Source organism: Bacillus cereus group sp. BfR-BA-01524, from assembly GCF_022662595.1.
Taxonomy (GTDB): Bacteria; Bacillota; Bacilli; order Bacillales; family Bacillaceae_G; genus Bacillus_A; species Bacillus_A thuringiensis_S.
This window is the reverse complement of sequence record NZ_JAKUDW010000103.1, coordinates 1-17,817: the sequence shown is the minus strand read 5'-3', so window position 1 is coordinate 17,817 and position 17,817 is coordinate 1. Positions and strand designations below refer to the sequence as shown.

The following is a 17,817-nucleotide window of genomic DNA, read 5'->3' as shown; positions in this document are numbered from 1 at the left end:
ACAAGTGTTCATGAATTTATCTTTAATACGATTCAATCACCACTACAAAGTTTAGCAGGGACATTACCAAGTGCAATTGTCATTGTACTCCTTGTTCATCTTCTTTGGTTCTTCGGCTTACATGGTCCAAATATCGTTGGTGGTATTATTGAGCCATTATATTTACCGGCATTAGAGAAAAACATGAAGTTATTCCAAGGTGGTACATCTGCATTTGATGTTCCAAACATTATTACAAAACCATTCTTTGATACTTTCGTATATCTTGGTGGTTCTGGTGCAACATTAGCATTCTTGGTAGTGGTATTACTTGTAGCAAAAAGTGCACAGTTACGCGGTGTATCTCGCTTATCAATTGGACCAGGTGCATTCAATATTAATGAACCGGTAATATTTGGTACACCAATTATTTTAAATCCAGTGTTATTCTTACCGTTTATCATAACACCAATTGTATTAGTAATTACTTCTTATACAGCTATATCTATTGGCTGGGTACCAAAAACAGTTGCGATGATCCCATGGGCAACACCACCAATTATTAGTGGTTATCTTGTAACAGGTGGACATCTTTCAGGTGCAATTCTACAGTTATTCAACTTTGTAATTGCGATGGTAATCTATTATCCATTCGTTGTATTATGTGACCGTTCAGTTGTTCGTACTGAAAAAGAAGCAGCGCAAGGAAACAACAACTCTGTACCTATGTAACATAGAGATTGTTCTCACAGACAACGGTGTCTGTGAGAACAATTACCTTTATATCATGTTCAAAAAGATGAAAAACATCTATATGAACACTAAACTATCATTAATAAATTCATACTTTAATAGACATGTTCAAACTGAAGGGGTATTTAAATCGGTTGAACCTTATAGAGAGGGCGGTAATTATGATGACTACAGCAGAACAAATTCCATTCCAATTGATTTTAAATAGTGGTAATGCACGAAGCTTTGCGATGGAGGCACTTCAATTTGCCAAACAGGGGAAAATGGCAGAAGCAGATGAAGCGATGGTAAAGGCGAAAGAAGCGATTAATGAAGCGCATCATTTCCAAACAGAGCTCATACAATCAGAAGCAAGAGGAGAAAAAACAGAGATTAGTGTTCTTTTAATTCACGCACAAGATCATTTAATGAATGCGATTACAGTGAAAGAATTAGCAGCAGAGTTTATTGATCTTTATAAAAAGCTTGAAGCGAAAGGGGAATAAAGCATGACTGGAATTAAAATTGCTACAATCGGCGGTGGATCTAGTTATACACCAGAGTTAATTGAAGGATTTATTAAACGTTATGATGAGCTTCCTGTTCGTGAAATTTGGTTAGTAGATATTGAGGCAGGAAAAGAAAAGTTAGAAATCGTTGGTAACTTAGCGAAACGTATGGTGAAAAAATCAGGTTTACCAATTGAGATACATTTAACACTTGATCGCCGTGAGGCATTAAAAGATGCTGACTTCGTAACAACACAACTTCGTGTTGGTTTATTAGAAGCACGTGCAAAAGATGAAGCAATCCCATTAAAATATGATGTAATCGGTCAGGAAACAAATGGTCCTGGTGGTTTATTCAAAGCGTTGAGAACGATTCCTGTTATTCTAGATATTTGTAAAGACATGGAGGAGCTCTGTCCAAATGCATGGTTAATTAACTTTGCAAATCCAGCTGGTATGGTAACAGAGGCAGTTCTTCGTTATACAAATATTCAAAGAGTAGTTGGTCTATGTAACGTTCCAATCGGAATCCGCATGGGTCTTGCAAGATTACTTGAAGTAGATGCGAGTCGTGTCCACGTTGATTTCGCAGGTTTAAATCATATGGTATACGGACTAGATGTATACTTAGATGGCGTAAGTGTAATGGACCGTGTGTTAGAGCTTGTAACAGATCCAGAAAAGCAAATTACGATGGAAAATATCGCAGCGCTTAACTGGGAACCAGACTTTATTCGAGGACTTCGTGCGATTCCATGTCCATACCATCGTTACTACTACAAAACACGTGAAATGTTAGAAGAAGAAAAAGAAGCTTCTGTTGAAAAAGGTACACGTGCAGAAGTAGTAAAACAATTAGAAAATGATTTATTCGAGTTATATAAAGACCCGAACTTAGATATTAAACCACCACAATTAGAAAAACGTGGCGGCGCTTATTATAGTGACGCAGCATGTAGTTTAATTACGTCTATTTACAATAATAAAGGTGATATCCAGCCTGTTAATACACGAAACAACGGAACAATTGCAAGCTTACCACATGATTCAGCTGTTGAAGTGAACTGTATTATTACGAAAGAAGGTCCAAAACCAATTGCAGTTGGAGATCTTCCAGTACCAGTTCGCGGTTTAGTACAACAAATTAAATCATTCGAGCGCACAACAATTGAAGCTGCTGTTACAGGGGATTATCATAAGGCGCTGCTTGCTATGACAATCAATCCACTTGTACCATCAGATAAAGTTGCAAAACAAATTTTAGATGAAATGTTGGAAGCACATAAAGAGTATCTTCCACAGTTCTTTAAAAAGGTAGAGAAGTAAAAGCGGCGCTATTTAGCCCGCTTTTTTTATTCTATTAGGAGGTATTATGATGATTAAGTTAATTGTAAATGCAGATGATTTCGGTCTTACAGAGGGTACAAATTACGGCATTATTGATGGGCATATAAATGGACTTGTAAATTCAACGACGATGATGATGAATATGCCAGGAACAGAGCATGCGGTACGCTTAGCGAAAGAGTACAACCTACTCGGAGTAGGCGTACATCTCGTATTAACAGCAGGGGAACCACTTCTTGGAGACGTACCATCACTTGTAGGTAGCGACGGATCGTTTCATAAACAAAGTGTTGTAAGGGAAGGGAATATAAATCCAGAAGAAGTTGAGAGAGAATGGACTGCTCAAATTGAGAAGTTTTTATCTTACGGATTAACACCAACTCATTTAGATAGTCATCATCATGTGCATGGTTTACCGATTTTACATGATGTTCTTGAGAGATTAGCGGCTAAATATAATGTTCCGATTCGTCGTTGTGAGGAAGATAGAGCGGTGCATCCATTTTCTGATGTGTTTTACAGTGACTTTTATGCGGATGGTGTGACGGAAGATTACTTTGTGAAGTTAAAAGAAAGAGTACAAGGTGAACAAACGGTAGAAATTATGGTTCATCCAGCTTATATTGATCCAGAGCTTGTGAAGCGTTCTTCTTACGTAATGGATCGTGTGAAGGAATTGCGTATTTTAACAGAGAGCGAATTACCAGAAGGAATAGAGCTTGTGAAGTTTTAATAGAAAAACGACGGCTACATCATGCCGTCGTTTTTTATTTATAAAATGGATAGAGCATATCCGCCAAAGGCTCCCAGTATAACGATAACCCAAGGTGGTGTTTTCCAAAAAGCGAGCAAGCAAAATAGAAGAGACGCAAAAACAAAATCTACAGCATTCATAATTGTGCTTGTCCAAATAGGATCATAAAAAGCGGCAATTAAAATACCAACAACAGCGGCGTTAACACCAAGTAGTGCGCCTTGTATGAATGATATTTTTCTCACGCTGTTCCAAAATGGTAAAACACCAATAACGAGTAAGAAAGCAGGGAGGAAGATCGCAATTGTTGCGAGTATTGCCCCAAGCGTCCCGTTTAACACTGCTCCTATATAAGAGGCGAATGTAAATAATGGTCCTGGTACTGCTTGTGTTAATCCGTATCCAGCTAGGAACTGTTCTTTCGTCATCATGCCGTTTTGTACGAACTCACCTTCAAGAAGGGGCAGCACGACGTGTCCTCCTCCAAATACAAGTGCGCCAGAGCGATAGAAACTATCAAATAAAGCGATGTAATAAGAGAACGGTCTTAATATTGGTAGCAGTAGTAATAGTCCAAAGAATAAGACGAGACAAGAAACTGCTATCTTTTTTGAAATAGGTACTTTTATATGTTGAGATTGGTTAATTGGTTGGTTGCGATATAAAAACCAGCCGATAAATCCACATATTAAAATGAGGATGACTTGTGTCCAACTACTTGGCCATAATAAGGCGATTGCAGCAGTTACAATAGCAATCGTCGCGCGGTTTCGATCTGGTGTTAACTTTTGCGCCATTCCCCATATTGCATGAGCGACAATTGCGACTGCTACAAGTTTGAGTCCATGAATCCATCCTGTACTTCCAATTTCGAATTGAGTAAGGAATGAAGCAAAAAAGACTAAAACGAGAACAGATGGAAGGGTGAAACCAATCCAAGAGATAATTGCTCCTAAAAGCCCGCCCCTTAATAATCCAACTCCCATACCGACTTGACTGCTAGCGGGTCCAGGAAGGAATTGACACAGTGCTACTAAGTCTCCATAACTTTTTTCATCCATCCATTTTCTTTTTTGCACGTATTCGTGGTGGAAATAACCAAGGTGAGCGACAGGACCGCCGAATGAAGTAAGTCCTAATTTAAATGAGACGAGAAAAATCTCTAATAATATTTGAAAAGTGTATTTGTTAGTTTTCAATGGAACCCCCCAGAATGTTTTTTCTATGTGCATTATACAAGAGACTGTAAATCTAAAGGAACAATTTCAATGTAAAGATTTTGTGAATCTTTTCTTTGTAATTAAAATTGAAAAAGTCATAAATGATTATGTCTAAACCATAAAGTAGTAGAAGTAGTGCTGGGAAATTTATATAAGGAGAATGCCTTATGACAACACATTTCTTTGCCAGGTTAACAGGTAAGAGGGAAGTGCCTCCTGTAAATACAGAAGCTTTTGGGGTAGCAGAGTTTATTTTTAGTGATGATTTAACGAAATTGCATTACAGAGTCATACTAAAAAATATAGAAAAGGTTACATCGTGTCAAATTCATTTAGGGAAGTCTACTCAAATCGGTCCTGTTGTTTTATATTTGTATGGTCCACTGGAGCAAGGTATTAGCTTGAACGAGGGAAGCATTACTGGTGTAGTGAATGTGGAGGATTTTGAGGGACCTTTACAAGGGAAATCATTTGTACATTTACTTCAAGAAATTATTCAAGCAAACGTATATGTTAATGTCCATACGAAATCACAAAAAAGAGGAGAAATAAGAGGGCGAGTTAGAAAAGTAAAGAAATAGAGGAAAAGGCTGTCCATATGTTGGAACAGCCTTTTCTCATTATATAAGGTGCTAGTTTTAGCGATTATTGTCGGTAAATCGATATATTTTGAAAATCGCTGATATAATCTGAGTTACGCCGATATAACTTGCGTTACGGTCGATATATTTAAAAACTGCCTCGATTAATTTTTCACAGGTTGATTTTTAATAAAGAAGTCCATAACGTAAAATACTTCGTCATCTGGTATTTGTATTTCAAATGTATTTTCAATTGGTTGCAATGCTTTTTTTACTTTCATATACATCCAGTATTCATCTTGTCTTCTTTTCTCTTTATCAGGATGAGGAAGAAGGCTTTCTCCTTTTTGAAGACGGTCAACCATACAGCTCATATGCAGAATAACACCCATTAAGCTATCAGGAGTTAGCTGTAAGGAAATTAATTCTTGAATTGTATTTAATGCGTAACGAATTGTTTTGATCAGTAATGCCCCATCGTTACGCTGCATTTGTTGTTCAAGAATATCCGCCATTTTTGCATATGTTTCTTCATACGTAATTAATTCTTGAATGGGCTGAATTGCTGTGTAGTTTACGATGTCTTGGAAATGATATGTTAAGCATGGTACTTGCACATCAAAATTCGTGACGATACAAATGATGTTACGCTCTTTTTTTATGTTCTCAATCATTTTCGTTAAATCTTTTTCATGGACGATACTAATCGGAATAATTTCAATTAAGTCTTTATCAAATCTTAAATAGTTTTCTAACATTTTTTGAATAGCTAAAGCACTTCCTTCACCAGTTAAACAAGCTGTTAAAATAACAGATTTCATTGGAGAGAGAGGTTTTTTCTTTTCTTCTTGTACGTTTAAGTAAAACGGTGTTAAATTTTTTACTGTTTCATATAGCGCATCTAATGAATAACCGAGCTGAGCCTTTCGAGCTGCTTCTAGTGCATGTGGTGTGCTCGTCATCGAGAGAACACGTACAGGAATTTTGAACTCCGTTTCTAATATGTCACCGATATAAGCAAGTGACCCCATATCAACAAGTAAGAGAAGCCCATTTACATTTTGTAGTGTTTTCATATACACTTTTACACGCTCTAAAAAATCTTTCGGTGATTCGTGTAACGGCATATCAATACCGGTTACTTCCTCAATGCCGAGAAGTTCGTTTGCAACGTTTGCCATTTCAGTTGCGATGCCATTACCGTGTGCTAATATTAATACTTTTACTTCTGTTTGTGAGGCAGGAATTGGATCAACAACGAAGAACATTGTTAAAAAGCCAGCTTCATCAATAGGCATTGTTATTTGTAATTCTTCTTCCAGTAGTTGAATGCCTTGCATAGCGACGGAAAAGGCTTCTTTATATTTCGTACGAATTTGATTTAATTGCGGGTGATGTATTTGTTTTCCACTTTGTAAACGTTGTAGAGTTGTCTGTACATGTAAGCTTAAAGCGAGAAATACTTTTTCATCAAATGTCTTAGATAAATGCTTTTCCGCAAGTTCCGCTATTTTTTCACATACGGAAACGATATTACGATCCACAATTTTAAAAACATTTTCATGGCTTGTTTTTTTTGATATTTGGTTAAAATATTGTACGAAAAAGCTCTGAACATCATTTTCTATTAGTAATTCTAATTCTTCCTCTTCAATACCACGTGCTTGAAGTTCTTCGTATTTATAATCAATATAATCATAAATAGAAGAGCGTTTTTCATCTTCTGTTTTATGATTACTCCAACCTTCATCACCTGTAAATACAAATGTTTCATTTGGTATTTGGTATAAGTGACGGCTCTTTCTTTCAATGAACAGCCCTTCTTTCATATACCAAGGTAAGTCTGTACTTGAAACATAGACAGAATCACGTTTCTTTGTCACGAAGTCAGAATAGGCTTTCGCACAGGCGATTTGTACATCCGTTTTTAATTGACCGATGTTATTGGGACAATTATAAAAGACGAAAGCACGCATTGCATTTGGGCTAACATGAATTTCTTTTCGCAGACGAATTGCTTCATTTGTGAAAAATAGCTGTAGTAAAGCAAAGCGCTCTTTATGTGTACGCTCACGAAGTGGTGGCAGCGTAACAGTCATCGGTATACGTCTTGTAAATGTTTTTAATAAAAATGAATTTGGTTCTTCTGTTGTTGCAGTAATGATTAATACTTGTGCTTTACGCTCGTTCTCTGTTTCTCCAAGGCGGCGGTATACTCCGCGGTCAATAAAGGTGAAAAGCATTTCTTGGCCTTCTGGAGGCAGACGATGTACTTCATCTAAGAAGAGAATTCCTTCATGAGCTTTTTCAATTAATCCTTTTTGATCACTCGCACCTGTGTAAGCTCCTTTTTTAATCCCAAATAACTGTCCGAGTAGTAGTTGTGGATTGTTTGCGTAATCAGCACAGTTAAAGACAATAAATGGTGCATTTTTGGGAAGCTGTTCAACTTCAATTGCATATTCGTGCATTAAAGAAGCAAACATAGACTTTCCGACCCCTGTTTCTCCTAGTAGTAAAGTATGCATACCGTTTGGAGGGTAGAGAATAGAAGCTTTCGCTTTTTCAATTGCGATTTTAAGGCTCGTATTTTCAATTGCAAATGTATCTAATGAAGTTACTTCTTTTGAATGCGTTTCCAACGAAGTGTTCGTTTCGATATAAAAACGAACAGGACGCGTATTTGTTTTTAATAAACGTTTATCTTTTACAAGTTTGTTTAAGTCGCTACTTACATTAGCGCGATCTAGTTGCAGAAATGTAGCGAGTTCTGACGCGGTTACACCTTCTGTATAATTGCCTTCTTGTATTGCATTAAAAATGAGATCTATTCGTTTCATTTCTATTCACCTCGAAACTTCATCACTATTTAAAATTTTACACAAAAATGGGAAGGGTGGGAAGAGAAAAATAAAACAGCTTTAGCATATAGGCACTAAAGCTGTTACAATCTTGTGTCTTTCCAAAAGTTTACTTCGAGATGGGAAGATGGATTATAGGGAAGAAGTTTGTATCCTTGTGACTGTAAGTAATCAATTACTTGTGGCAGTATTTGTACGGTTACACTCGAATCATGCATTAAAATTACTTCGATTTGTTCGTCGCTCTGATTACGTACTCTTTCTAGTATGGCAGAAGGATTGTCATAGCTTTTCCAGTCGTATGTATCGATTGTCCAATCCCACATTTTATACTGGGCTGATACAAGTGCATCACGGTAATTCTTTTTTAAGTAAGGCATGCTACCATACGGGACACGAACGAGATGTGTATTTAATTTTGTAACTTGCTGGACAATGTTTTGTGTTTGTTCCATTTCTGTAATTAAAGCAGATGGATCGCCAGTGTAAAGGCGTTTTACATCGTGTGACATACTGTGAAGTCCGATATAATGTCCGTCTTTAATCAATCGTTGCATTGTCTTTTTGTAATGTGGTACTTTTCCACCAATAACAAAGAAAGTTGCTTTTCCGTTCTTTTCTTTTAAGATGTTTAAAATTTGTGTAGTATATTTGTTTGGCCCGTCATCAAATGTTAAGTACGCAATTTTTTGTGTAGGAGAGTTCGTTTCAGTATTTGGATAATGTTCAGCAGGAATAACAGTTGTTGCTTCAGTATTAGATGATGCGTACATAGTAATTGTTAAGAATAAAATAATACATTGAAATACTCGCTTGATCATAACATTCACCCTCAGTTTGACAATCAAGATGTAAAAAAGAAAACTTGATACGTTTCTTATTATGTATATCTTTCTCCAATAGAGGAACTCTCAAACAATCTATATTTTGGAAATATAAAATAAGGAATAAAAAATAGCATCCTCTTGTAAGAAAGAGGATGCTATTTGAATATTTCATAATGGTAAAGGCTATACTACAATTAGTCTTCGCGTTTTTTCACTTTTTTATAAAAGGAAATAAGTGGTTTGTAACGTTCATGTACAAGCCCGATTATTTCAGCAATGATTTCTGTGAAGAAAATCAAAGCGAAAAGAAGAATAATGGATAACCATAACGTTGCACTAGTGAAAATAATGGCATTTACACTAAAGAAAATACCGAATGCGTATATAATTAGTACCGTTTTACGATGAGAGAATCCCATTGCAAGTAAGCGGTGATGTAAATGCGATTTATCTGGTGCTGAAATAGGTTTTTTATTTACGATACGACGGATGATTGCAAATATCGTATCAAATATAGGTACACCTAAAATGATAATTGGAACGATAAAACTGAATAACGTTACACTTTTGTATAATCCAAGTAACGATATAACAGAAATACAGTATCCTAAAAATAGTGCTCCTGTATCTCCCATGAAAATTTTTGCTGGATGGAAGTTGAAGAATAAAAATCCAATTGTACTTGCTAATATAATTAATGCGAGTGGCAAGATAATAGCTGTTCCAGTACCCCATGGGCTAGTGAAGGCCATATATGCTAGCGTTGCAAGTACGATAGATGAAATACCAGCAGATAATCCATCTAAGCCGTCAATTAAGTTGATTGCATTCGTAATACCTACAAGCCAAAATACTGTAATTGGATAAGCAAGCCATCCAAGTTCAGTATCCCCAAGGAATGGGATATATAATACTTGCACTAATAATCCACTTTTTACAATCATAATGGCAACTAACAGTTGTCCACCGAATTTTACTTTCGCAGATAACTCGTACATATCATCTAAAATTCCGATGATTACAATGATAATCGCACCTAGTGTTATCGATAACATTCTTTGCTCATATAAGCCGCCGACAACAAATCCTACAGCTACACCAATAAATATTGCTAACCCGCCAAGACGTGGCATAATCTTTTGGTGCACTTTACGTGCGTTTGGCTTATCTGTCGCTCCTATTTTAAAAGCTAATTTAATAACTAAAGGAGTAACGACGAGTACAGTGATGAAAGATGCCAAAATGGCATAAATCACTTGTGAGTCCATTAATACCCCACCCTTTATATTCTAACGTAATTTTTTTTTTTGAAAATATATTTATCTGAAAATTATGATGTTTATTTACAGGCTCATAACATATGGTATCACAAAAAGATTAGAATTCAATCTTTTTTTCTCTTTACGGTTAATGGAAGCGGATAGAATATATGACAATTGTATATAGAATGTTGCATCATATGAGAAGGTTAATCGTACTGGACTTTGGAATATGACATTTCCTCTTTTTCTTCGATAGTGAATACTTTTAGTTCAGTATTATAAGTGTTACACGTAGAAATGAGTAAGTTTCATGTTAAAATGTGGGAATTTATCTCGCATCAACTAGTAGCCCCATTCCTACTAATTAAAGTTTCACTTTATCCCGCATTAACGGGCAGTAAGCCCCCCACCTCAAAATTCAGCGAAGCAAAGAAGTTAGGTGGGGATCAACTGCCCGTAAAAGCCCCACTGATCAAAGTTTCACTTTATATTATAGTGCATTTAATTTTACAAAAACTTTAAAAAGAATGAGGGAAGTAATTCATATAATGAAGAAAGAAAAGGGTTTTCTCATTTTTAATGTGAGAGGGGGAAGCACAGGGAGAATTCTGTATTTCATATCTTTTCTATTGTAAATTCCTGTGCGAAAAGGAAATGAAAATTACGATAATAGGTACTGGATATGTTGGATTGATTACAGGAGTAGGATTGGCAAAGTTGGGGCATTCAGTTACATGTTTTGATATAGATGATGAAAAAATTAAACGGATAAAACAAGGGGATTTACCTATTTATGAGGTTAGATTACATGAATTAATAAATCATGCATATGAGAATAATGCTTTAACTTTTACATCAAATAAAGAAGAGGCATTTGATGATGTAGAGTTTATATTTATTGCAGTTGGAACCCCATCTTTATTAGATGGGACGGCGGATTTAACGTATATTCAGAGTGCTTGTAACGATATTGGATTATATGCGACGAACGATATTATTGTTGTTACGAAAAGTACAGTTCCAGTAGGTACAAATGATGTAATGAAGGGATGGATTGAGGAGAAGTTAAAAGGGAGGCATACAGTACATATCGTATCGAATCCAGAGTTTTTGCGTGAAGGTTCAGGTATTTATGATTTCTTTCATGGAGATCGTATTGTAATTGGAGCCGATAGTGAGGAAGTAGCAAGAAGAGTAGAGAGTTTGTATAGTAAATTATGCTTAGAAACGTATGTTACAGATATTAAAAGTGCAGAGATGATTAAATACGCGTCGAATGCCTTTTTAGCTACAAAGATTAGTTTCATTAATGAAATTTCAAATATATGTGAGAAGGTAGGCGCAAATGTATTGGATGTTGCCAAAGGAATGGGAATGGATAAGAGGATTGGTGCATCTTTTTTAAATGCAGGTATTGGATACGGGGGATCATGTTTTCCAAAAGATACGAAAGCGCTGGTGCAAATTGCGGGAAATGTTGCTCATGATTTTCGTTTGTTAAAAGCGGTTATTGAAGTAAATAATAAGCAACAGCTGCTATTGATTGAAAAAGCGAAAAAAGTTATGAACATGAATAAAAAGCGGATTGCAGTTCTTGGCGCATCCTTTAAACCGAATACGGATGATATAAGAGAGGCATCATCTCTTATTATAATAGAAGCATTACTTAATATAGGTGCAGAAATTGTTCTGTACGACCCAAAAGCAATTCAATATGTGAAAAATATATTTGGAGATGCTATACAATATAGTAGATGTATAGATGAATCGATTAGAGATGCGAGTGCGGTTTTTATCGTAACAGAATGGGAAGCTATTCGAGTGTACCCGTTAGAAAAGTACGTACAACTTATGAGAGAGCCTATTTTATTCGATGGGAGAAATTGTTATACTGATGAAGATGTTAAGAAACAAAAGATAGATTATTACTCGGTGGGCAGAAAAAGTATTTGTAATAGAAAAGTTTCTGTTATGCGTTAAAAAGGGATGTACTCATGCATATTTTTATATGTCATAATAGAAGCTGTAATTAGTGAAAGAAAAGAGGCAATCATATGACTGAACGTTTAAAAGTAATGACAATTTTCGGGACACGTCCAGAAGCAATTAAAATGGCACCTCTTGTATTAGAGTTGCAAAAACACCCAGAAAAAATTGAATCGATTGTGACTGTAACAGCACAGCATCGCCAAATGTTAGATCAAGTATTAAATATCTTTGGAATTACGCCAGATTTCGATTTAAATATCATGAAAGACCGCCAAACTTTAATTGATGTTACAACGCGTGGTTTAGAAGGTTTGGATAAAGTAATGAAAGAAGCGAAGCCGGATATTGTACTTGTACATGGTGATACAACAACAACATTTATTGCAAGCTTAGCTGCTTTTTATAATCAAATTCCAGTAGGTCATGTTGAGGCGGGCCTTCGTACGTGGGATAAGTATTCTCCATACCCAGAAGAGATGAATCGTCAATTAACAGGTGTAATGGCGGATCTTCATTTCTCACCAACAGCAAAATCAGCAACGAACTTACAGAAGGAAAATAAAGATGAGTCACGTATTTTCATCACAGGAAATACAGCGATTGACGCGCTACAAACGACTGTAAAAGAAACATATAGTCATCCTGTACTAGAGAAACTTGGAAATGATCGTCTTGTACTTATGACAGCTCACCGTCGTGAAAACTTAGGTGAACCTATGCGTAATATGTTCCGTGCAATTAAGCGTCTTGTTGATAAGCATGAAGATGTACAAGTTGTGTACCCTGTTCATATGAACCCTGTTGTTCGTGAAATAGCAAATGAAATTTTAGGTGAACATAATCGTATTCATTTAATTGAGCCGCTAGATGTAATTGATTTCCACAATGTTGCAGCTCGTTCATACTTAATGTTAACGGATTCTGGTGGTGTACAAGAAGAAGCTCCATCACTTGGGGTACCAGTTCTTGTTCTTCGTGATACAACAGAGCGCCCTGAAGGTATTGAAGCAGGTACGCTGAAATTAGCAGGAACAGACGAAGAGACAATCTTTGGTCTTGCTGATGAGTTGTTATCAGATAAAGAAGCTCATGATAAGATGGCGAAAGCATCTAACCCTTACGGTGATGGTCGTGCATCAGAGCGCATTGTAGAAGCGATTTTACAACACTTTAATAAGTAAATAAAAAAGGCCCAATCGGATAGATTGGGCCTTTTTGTTACGGCTGATTGCGCATAATCCACTCTGCATGAGCATTTGTAGAAGGTGGCGGATCAGTTGGTGTTTTATTTTGGTTTGTTTCTTTTTTTGCTTGTTCGTTAGAATTAGAACTTGAATTCGAATTAGGATTTGAGTTGTTTTTTGTAGTTGGATTTTTTGCTTTTTCTCCTAATTCTTTTTCGATTTCGTTACGCACCGTTTCTACACTGATTGGATCTGGAAGGAAGTAATAAATACCGCCTATCTTTTTGTCTTCGCCTTCAAGCTTTAACGTTTGCATTGTAGAAGGATCAAATCCAGAAAGTTTATTGTAAAGAGCAAGTCCGTCTGAAATAGGAATGTCGGTTTTTATATATTTTCCAACGACAGCTGTTAAATCTTTAATTTTAAATACAGTAGAGGTTGAGTTTAGCTTTTGGGCAACAGCGGCTAGTAATTGTCTTTGTCTAGCAGCTCGACCATAATCACCATTTGGATCTTGCTTTCGCATACGGACGTAAGCAAGTGCTTCTTCACCGTTTAAGTTTTGCTGTCCTTGCTTAAATTTAATTTTTTTGTAGTAATCTACGTCAGAGCGCTCCCAGAAATCGAAGGGTACGTCAACGGTAACGCCGCCAACAGCATCAACGATACCTTTAAAGCCTTGGAAATCAATTTTAAGATAATGGTCTACAGGAACTTTTAGAAAGCCTTCGACAGTTTTGATTGCCATTTCTTCTCCGCCGTAAGCATGGGCAGCGTTAATTTTGTCTTCCTTATTTTTACCAACAATTGTAACTCGAGAATCACGAGGAATACTCATAAGTGAAATCTTTTGAGTTTTCGGATTGACTGTTGCAAACATTAATGAATCTGTACGACCATTTTGACCGTCTGTCGCATAATCTTCTATCCCCATAATGAGAATTGTAAAAGGTTCTTTTGTAATTTCTACATCTTTGTTTCTTAAATCCGATTTTTCACGAGTAAAACCACTATACATCCCCATAAGAGAAGAGTAAGAATTTAACACATAAACTCCTATACTGCCAAATAAAAATGCGAAAATAAGGAAGAAGAAAAGTTTCCTTCTTCGCTTCTTTTTTATTCTGCTATTTTGGAGATGATAATAACGTTCTTCCATATATAATCTCCTTAGTTCGTTAGTTCATTTGTAGGGAAGTAATTCACTACATTAATCTTTGAAGGTGATAAAAGAGTTATGCTTAGATAACATCTTGTTCTAAGTACAACATATCTCCTTCTGTAATTGTACATTTCCCGTTTGTTAATTCAATCATCCAATCTGTGAATGCTTGTTTGCCGTCTTCTTCTACATAAGTATCAAATGTGACATTTTCTAGATAATGTATATCTTTAATGGCATATTTTGAATTACGTAATTCATTTTCTACTTTGCCAAGTAATGTGTAATCAATCTCGGTTTGCATCACACGCATTAGTTTTCGCTGGACAACACCGACATGATTAATGCCTTCGCTTGTACACTTTCCATATGCACGAATTAATCCACCTGCGCCAAGTTTAATGCCACCAAAATAGCGTGTTACGACAACGACGGTATCTTTTAGCCCACGTTTTTTAAGTACTTCTAGCATTGGTACGCCAGCTGTACCGCTAGGCTCGCCGTCATCATTTGCTTTTTGAATATGATCTTGTTCGCCAATTAAATAAGCGGAACAATTATGTGTTGCATTCCAATGCTGTTTTTTTATTTTTTGTATAAATTCTTGAGCCTCTTCCTCAGTCGTTGCTCGGCTAACATAACAAATAAATCTTGATTTTTGAATGACGATTTCGTGTTCGCCGTAGTCTTTGATTGTTAAATATTGTAATAGCACTTGTATACGCCCCTATCTATCAAAATGACTAGTACTTTCCATTTTAAAAGCGAGCCTTTTTATATTCAAACATTTTTTCTAAATAGGCTGAAGTTTTTGGTGAGTATTTTATCTTTTTGTTGTAATTTGTCGAGATGGTGAGTATAATTTCAACCGGCATTTCCCTGTATGGATGCACCATTTGTAGTTTTCGTGTAAAATTAGGAAATAAAACTTTTTATAAGGCAGGTACGAAAATGAAAATAGCTATTGTTACTGATAGTACAGCATATATACCGAAGCAAATTCGTGATGAACTCAATATATATATGATTCCATTAAACGTTGTGTTTGGAACAGAATCTTATCAAGAAGAAGCTGAAATTTCAGCAGATGATTTTTATGTGAAAGTACGTGAACAAGAGGAACTTCCAAAAACTTCTCAACCAGCAATCGGAAAGTTTGTTGAGTTATATGAAGAACTAGCTAAAGATTATGATGCAGTTATTAGTATTCACCTATCAAGTGGAATTAGTGGTACATATCAAACATCAACGACAGCTGGACAGATGGTAGAGGGTATTGATGTATACACGTATGACTCTGAAATTAGTTGTGAAGTACAAGGATTTTATGTGCGTGAAGGTGCAAGGTTAGCAAGTGAAGGAAAGAATCCAAAAGAGATTATTGCTCGTTTTGATGAAATGAAGAAAACGATGGACGCCTATTTTGTAGTTGATGATTTACATCATTTACAACGTGGTGGTCGATTAAATAGCGCGCAAGCTTTCATCGGCAGTCTGTTACAAGTGAAGCCAGTTTTATATTTTAGAGATAAAATCATTATTCCGTTTGAAAAGATTCGTACACGTAAAAAAGCATTAAAACGTATCATTGAAATTTTTGATGAGCAAGCAAGTAAAGGAGTACCTATGGAAGCAGTTATCATTCATGCGCAACGTGAAGAGGAAGCGAATGAATGGAAGAAAGAATTAGAAGCAAAATATCCTCACGTCACAATTCGTACAGGTTATTTTGGAGCTGTAATTGGTACGCACTTAGGTGAAGGTGCATTAGGTCTTGGATGGTATACGAAGTAATAAAGATATAAAAAGCTCTCTTTTTAAGAGGGTTTTTTTACGGGTATGTTATGTTTAGTTGACAAGTTAATATTTGGAAATGGTAAAATGTACGTAAAATAAAATAATGAGGAAAGTTTTATAACTTACTTTTTACAAGAAACTATATTATAATAGAAGAGAGGTGAAACATATGGAGCATAATTCTTGTTTATGTCCAAAGTTTGAGTCAGCTTTTACTTTGCTTAGTAAGAAATGGACTGGCTTAATTATTAAATCTTTGCTTGAAGAGTCGAAACGTTTTAGAGAAATCGCAGATATTATCCCAAATATGAGCGATCGTATGTTGTCAGAGCGTTTGAAGGAATTGGAAAGCGAGGGCATTGTAGTTCGTAATGTCTATCCAGAAGTACCAGTTCGAATCGAGTATGGCTTAACTGACAAGGGAAAAGCGTTAGAAAGTGTTATGGATGAGGTCCAAAATTGGGCTGAGAAATGGATGAAGTAGCAGTTCATTTGTATTCGTATATTTAATAAAACGTAAGGGATTCCTTACGTTTTTTCTTTGTTTATAGAAGTAAGAAAAGTATATAAATTTCTACACACACATACAAAAATATACGAATTTTGCGCTAGAGCTACATATAATATTACATTTGTTTTACAAAAACGTAACATTAGCAAAAAAAATCCCGAATTATGGTATAAATTTTATAGGTTATATACGGAAAAAGAAAAAAGAAAGCGGTGTAAAAAATAAAATGAAAAAGCTAAAAATGGCATCTTGCGCTTTAGTTGCAGGGTTAATGTTTTCAGGGCTAACACCAAATGTATTTGCAGAAGATAAAATTTCTGACGTGAAATCACAAATTAATACACAAAATGATACTTTACATAAACAACAACAAGAACGTGATGAATTACAAAAACAAATGAATGACTTAAACAAAACAATTCAAGGTTTAGATAAGTCTGTTCAAGAGAATGCTTCAAAGCTTGATGAAACAACGAAAAAAGTTTCTGATACTGAGCAATTAATTGAAAAGAAAAATAAAGATATTGCAGAATTACAAACGAAGATTGCAAAACGTGAAGAGTTATTAAGAAAGCGTTTAGTTGCACTTCAAGAACAACCAAATACGAACGTTGTAACAGAAGTTCTTGTAAACTCTAAAAACGTTGCAGATTTAGTTGATCGTTTAACTTCTGTTTCTAAAATTCTTGAGTCTGATGAAGATATCATGAAAACACAACAAGAAGACCAAGCTAGTGTGAAAAAAGATGTTGCAACGGTAAAAGAGAAACAAAAAGAATTAAAAGAAGCACAAGCTCAAATTGAAACTGCTAAGAAAGAACTTGACGCTGAAAAAGAGAAAAAAGCAACAGCGGTAAACGATTTAAGCGGTAAAATGGATACAGTTGTAACTACAATGACAAGTACGGAAAGCCAATTAAAAGAGCTTGAACAACAAGCATTAAAATTACAACAAATTGCTGAAAAAGAAGCGCAAGAAAAAGCTGCACAAGAAGCTGCTGCTCAAAAACAAGCAGAGCAAGCTGCACAACAACCAGCAGCGGCTCAACCAGCACCAACACAAGCTCAACCAGCAGCTCCAGCAAATAATGCTGTACAAGCT

16 protein-coding genes are annotated in these 17,817 nt (G+C 35.8%); 10 read left to right on the top strand and 6 right to left on the bottom strand.

The annotated features are described in order from the left end of the window. The 4 genes from MR170_RS25390 to chbG form a co-directional block, all read left to right on the top strand. Positions 1-711: PTS sugar transporter subunit IIC (locus MR170_RS25390; RefSeq protein ID WP_242309813.1), on the top strand; the 711-nt coding region annotated here is incomplete at its 5' end. Positions 712-893: 182 nt separating this feature from the next. Then, a complete protein-coding gene (locus MR170_RS25385) occupies positions 894-1,217 on the top strand; it encodes a PTS lactose/cellobiose transporter subunit IIA (protein ID WP_000989050.1) in 324 nt (107 codons plus the stop codon). A 3-nt stretch (positions 1,218-1,220) separates the two neighbouring features. Further along, on the top strand, positions 1,221-2,546 hold the full coding sequence (celF, locus tag MR170_RS25380; RefSeq protein ID WP_000145741.1) for a 6-phospho-beta-glucosidase: 1,326 nt from the start codon (positions 1,221-1,223) through the stop codon (positions 2,544-2,546). Between the two features lie 49 nt (positions 2,547-2,595). Further along, a complete protein-coding gene (chbG, locus tag MR170_RS25375; protein ID WP_016079721.1) occupies positions 2,596-3,300 on the top strand; it encodes a chitin disaccharide deacetylase in 705 nt (234 codons plus the stop codon). A 38-nt stretch (positions 3,301-3,338) separates the two neighbouring features. Here the strand turns inward: chbG and MR170_RS25370 are convergent, their stop codons facing one another. Further along, positions 3,339-4,520, bottom strand: coding sequence for a chromate transporter (locus MR170_RS25370; protein ID WP_016079722.1), 1,182 nt, complete (start codon positions 4,518-4,520; stop codon positions 3,339-3,341). 188 nt (positions 4,521-4,708) lie between these two features. Between MR170_RS25370 and exsM the strand changes: the two genes are divergently transcribed. After that, complete coding sequence (gene exsM / locus MR170_RS25365) at positions 4,709-5,122, top strand: exosporium regulatory protein ExsM (RefSeq protein ID WP_000207046.1); 414 nt, start codon at positions 4,709-4,711, stop codon at positions 5,120-5,122. A gap of 164 nt (positions 5,123-5,286) precedes the next feature. On the opposite strand, the gene MR170_RS25360 is transcribed toward exsM, so the two are convergent. From MR170_RS25360 to MR170_RS25350, 3 genes are all read right to left on the bottom strand, one after another. Beyond that, a complete protein-coding gene (locus MR170_RS25360; RefSeq protein ID WP_016079723.1) occupies positions 5,287-7,962 on the bottom strand; it encodes a sigma-54-dependent transcriptional regulator in 2,676 nt (891 codons plus the stop codon). Positions 7,963-8,066: 104 nt separating this feature from the next. Next, positions 8,067-8,804, bottom strand: coding sequence for a polysaccharide deacetylase family protein (locus tag MR170_RS25355; protein ID WP_016079724.1), 738 nt, complete (start codon positions 8,802-8,804; stop codon positions 8,067-8,069). A gap of 200 nt (positions 8,805-9,004) precedes the next feature. Further along, on the bottom strand, positions 9,005-10,078 hold the full coding sequence (locus tag MR170_RS25350; protein WP_000378306.1) for a glycosyltransferase family 4 protein: 1,074 nt from the start codon (positions 10,076-10,078) through the stop codon (positions 9,005-9,007). 648 nt (positions 10,079-10,726) lie between these two features. Between MR170_RS25350 and MR170_RS25345 the strand changes: the two genes are divergently transcribed. Further along, positions 10,727-12,052, top strand: a complete 1,326-nt coding sequence (locus MR170_RS25345; RefSeq protein ID WP_242309810.1) for a UDP-glucose dehydrogenase family protein — start codon at positions 10,727-10,729, stop codon at positions 12,050-12,052. A 74-nt stretch (positions 12,053-12,126) separates the two neighbouring features. Further along, the gene (wecB, locus tag MR170_RS25340; protein ID WP_000140121.1) at positions 12,127-13,242 is read left to right on the top strand and encodes a non-hydrolyzing UDP-N-acetylglucosamine 2-epimerase; all 1,116 of its coding nucleotides are present in this window, start codon (positions 12,127-12,129) and stop codon (positions 13,240-13,242) included. A gap of 37 nt (positions 13,243-13,279) precedes the next feature. On the opposite strand, the gene MR170_RS25335 is transcribed toward wecB, so the two are convergent. Both MR170_RS25335 and MR170_RS25330 read right to left on the bottom strand, forming a co-directional pair. Next, entirely contained in the window at positions 13,280-14,404 is a 1,125-nt protein-coding gene (locus tag MR170_RS25335) for an LCP family protein (RefSeq protein WP_242309807.1), read from the bottom strand. Between the two features lie 82 nt (positions 14,405-14,486). Beyond that, positions 14,487-15,122 carry a YigZ family protein gene (locus tag MR170_RS25330; RefSeq protein WP_016079727.1) on the bottom strand — a complete coding sequence of 212 codons (636 nt, stop codon included), beginning with the start codon at positions 15,120-15,122 and terminating at the stop codon, positions 14,487-14,489. A 236-nt stretch (positions 15,123-15,358) separates the two neighbouring features. Here MR170_RS25330 and MR170_RS25325 point away from each other — a divergent pair, with 236 nt between their 5' ends. The 3 genes from MR170_RS25325 to MR170_RS25315 all read left to right on the top strand — a co-directional run. After that, positions 15,359-16,201, top strand: coding sequence for a DegV family protein (locus tag MR170_RS25325; protein ID WP_016079728.1), 843 nt, complete (start codon positions 15,359-15,361; stop codon positions 16,199-16,201). A gap of 172 nt (positions 16,202-16,373) precedes the next feature. Further along, positions 16,374-16,688: a winged helix-turn-helix transcriptional regulator gene (locus tag MR170_RS25320; RefSeq protein WP_000400857.1), complete on the top strand. Its 315-nt coding sequence runs from the start codon at positions 16,374-16,376 to the stop codon at positions 16,686-16,688. A 148-nt stretch (positions 16,689-16,836) separates the two neighbouring features. Next, a partial coding sequence (locus tag MR170_RS25315) for a coiled-coil domain-containing protein (RefSeq protein WP_346749473.1) occupies positions 16,837-17,817 on the top strand: 981 nt, incomplete at its 3' end.

What these genes read in the sequence shown, in the direction of transcription:
- MR170_RS25385 (WP_000989050.1), top strand. Translation starts at nt 894, where the DNA reads ATGATGACTACAGCAGAACAAATTCCATTCCAATTGATTTTAAATAGT.
- celF (WP_000145741.1), top strand. Translation starts at nt 1,221, where the DNA reads ATGACTGGAATTAAAATTGCTACAATCGGCGGTGGATCTAGTTATACA.
- chbG (WP_016079721.1), top strand. Translation starts at nt 2,596, where the DNA reads ATGATTAAGTTAATTGTAAATGCAGATGATTTCGGTCTTACAGAGGGT.
- exsM (WP_000207046.1), top strand. Translation starts at nt 4,709, where the DNA reads ATGACAACACATTTCTTTGCCAGGTTAACAGGTAAGAGGGAAGTGCCT.
- MR170_RS25360 (WP_016079723.1), bottom strand. Translation starts at nt 7,962, where the DNA reads ATGAAACGAATAGATCTCATTTTTAATGCAATACAAGAAGGCAATTAT.
- MR170_RS25355 (WP_016079724.1), bottom strand. Translation starts at nt 8,804, where the DNA reads ATGATCAAGCGAGTATTTCAATGTATTATTTTATTCTTAACAATTACT.
- MR170_RS25350 (WP_000378306.1), bottom strand. Translation starts at nt 10,078, where the DNA reads ATGGACTCACAAGTGATTTATGCCATTTTGGCATCTTTCATCACTGTA.
- MR170_RS25345 (WP_242309810.1), top strand. Translation starts at nt 10,727, where the DNA reads ATGAAAATTACGATAATAGGTACTGGATATGTTGGATTGATTACAGGA.
- wecB (WP_000140121.1), top strand. Translation starts at nt 12,127, where the DNA reads ATGACTGAACGTTTAAAAGTAATGACAATTTTCGGGACACGTCCAGAA.
- MR170_RS25335 (WP_242309807.1), bottom strand. Translation starts at nt 14,404, where the DNA reads ATGGAAGAACGTTATTATCATCTCCAAAATAGCAGAATAAAAAAGAAG.
- MR170_RS25325 (WP_016079728.1), top strand. Translation starts at nt 15,359, where the DNA reads ATGAAAATAGCTATTGTTACTGATAGTACAGCATATATACCGAAGCAA.
- MR170_RS25320 (WP_000400857.1), top strand. Translation starts at nt 16,374, where the DNA reads ATGGAGCATAATTCTTGTTTATGTCCAAAGTTTGAGTCAGCTTTTACT.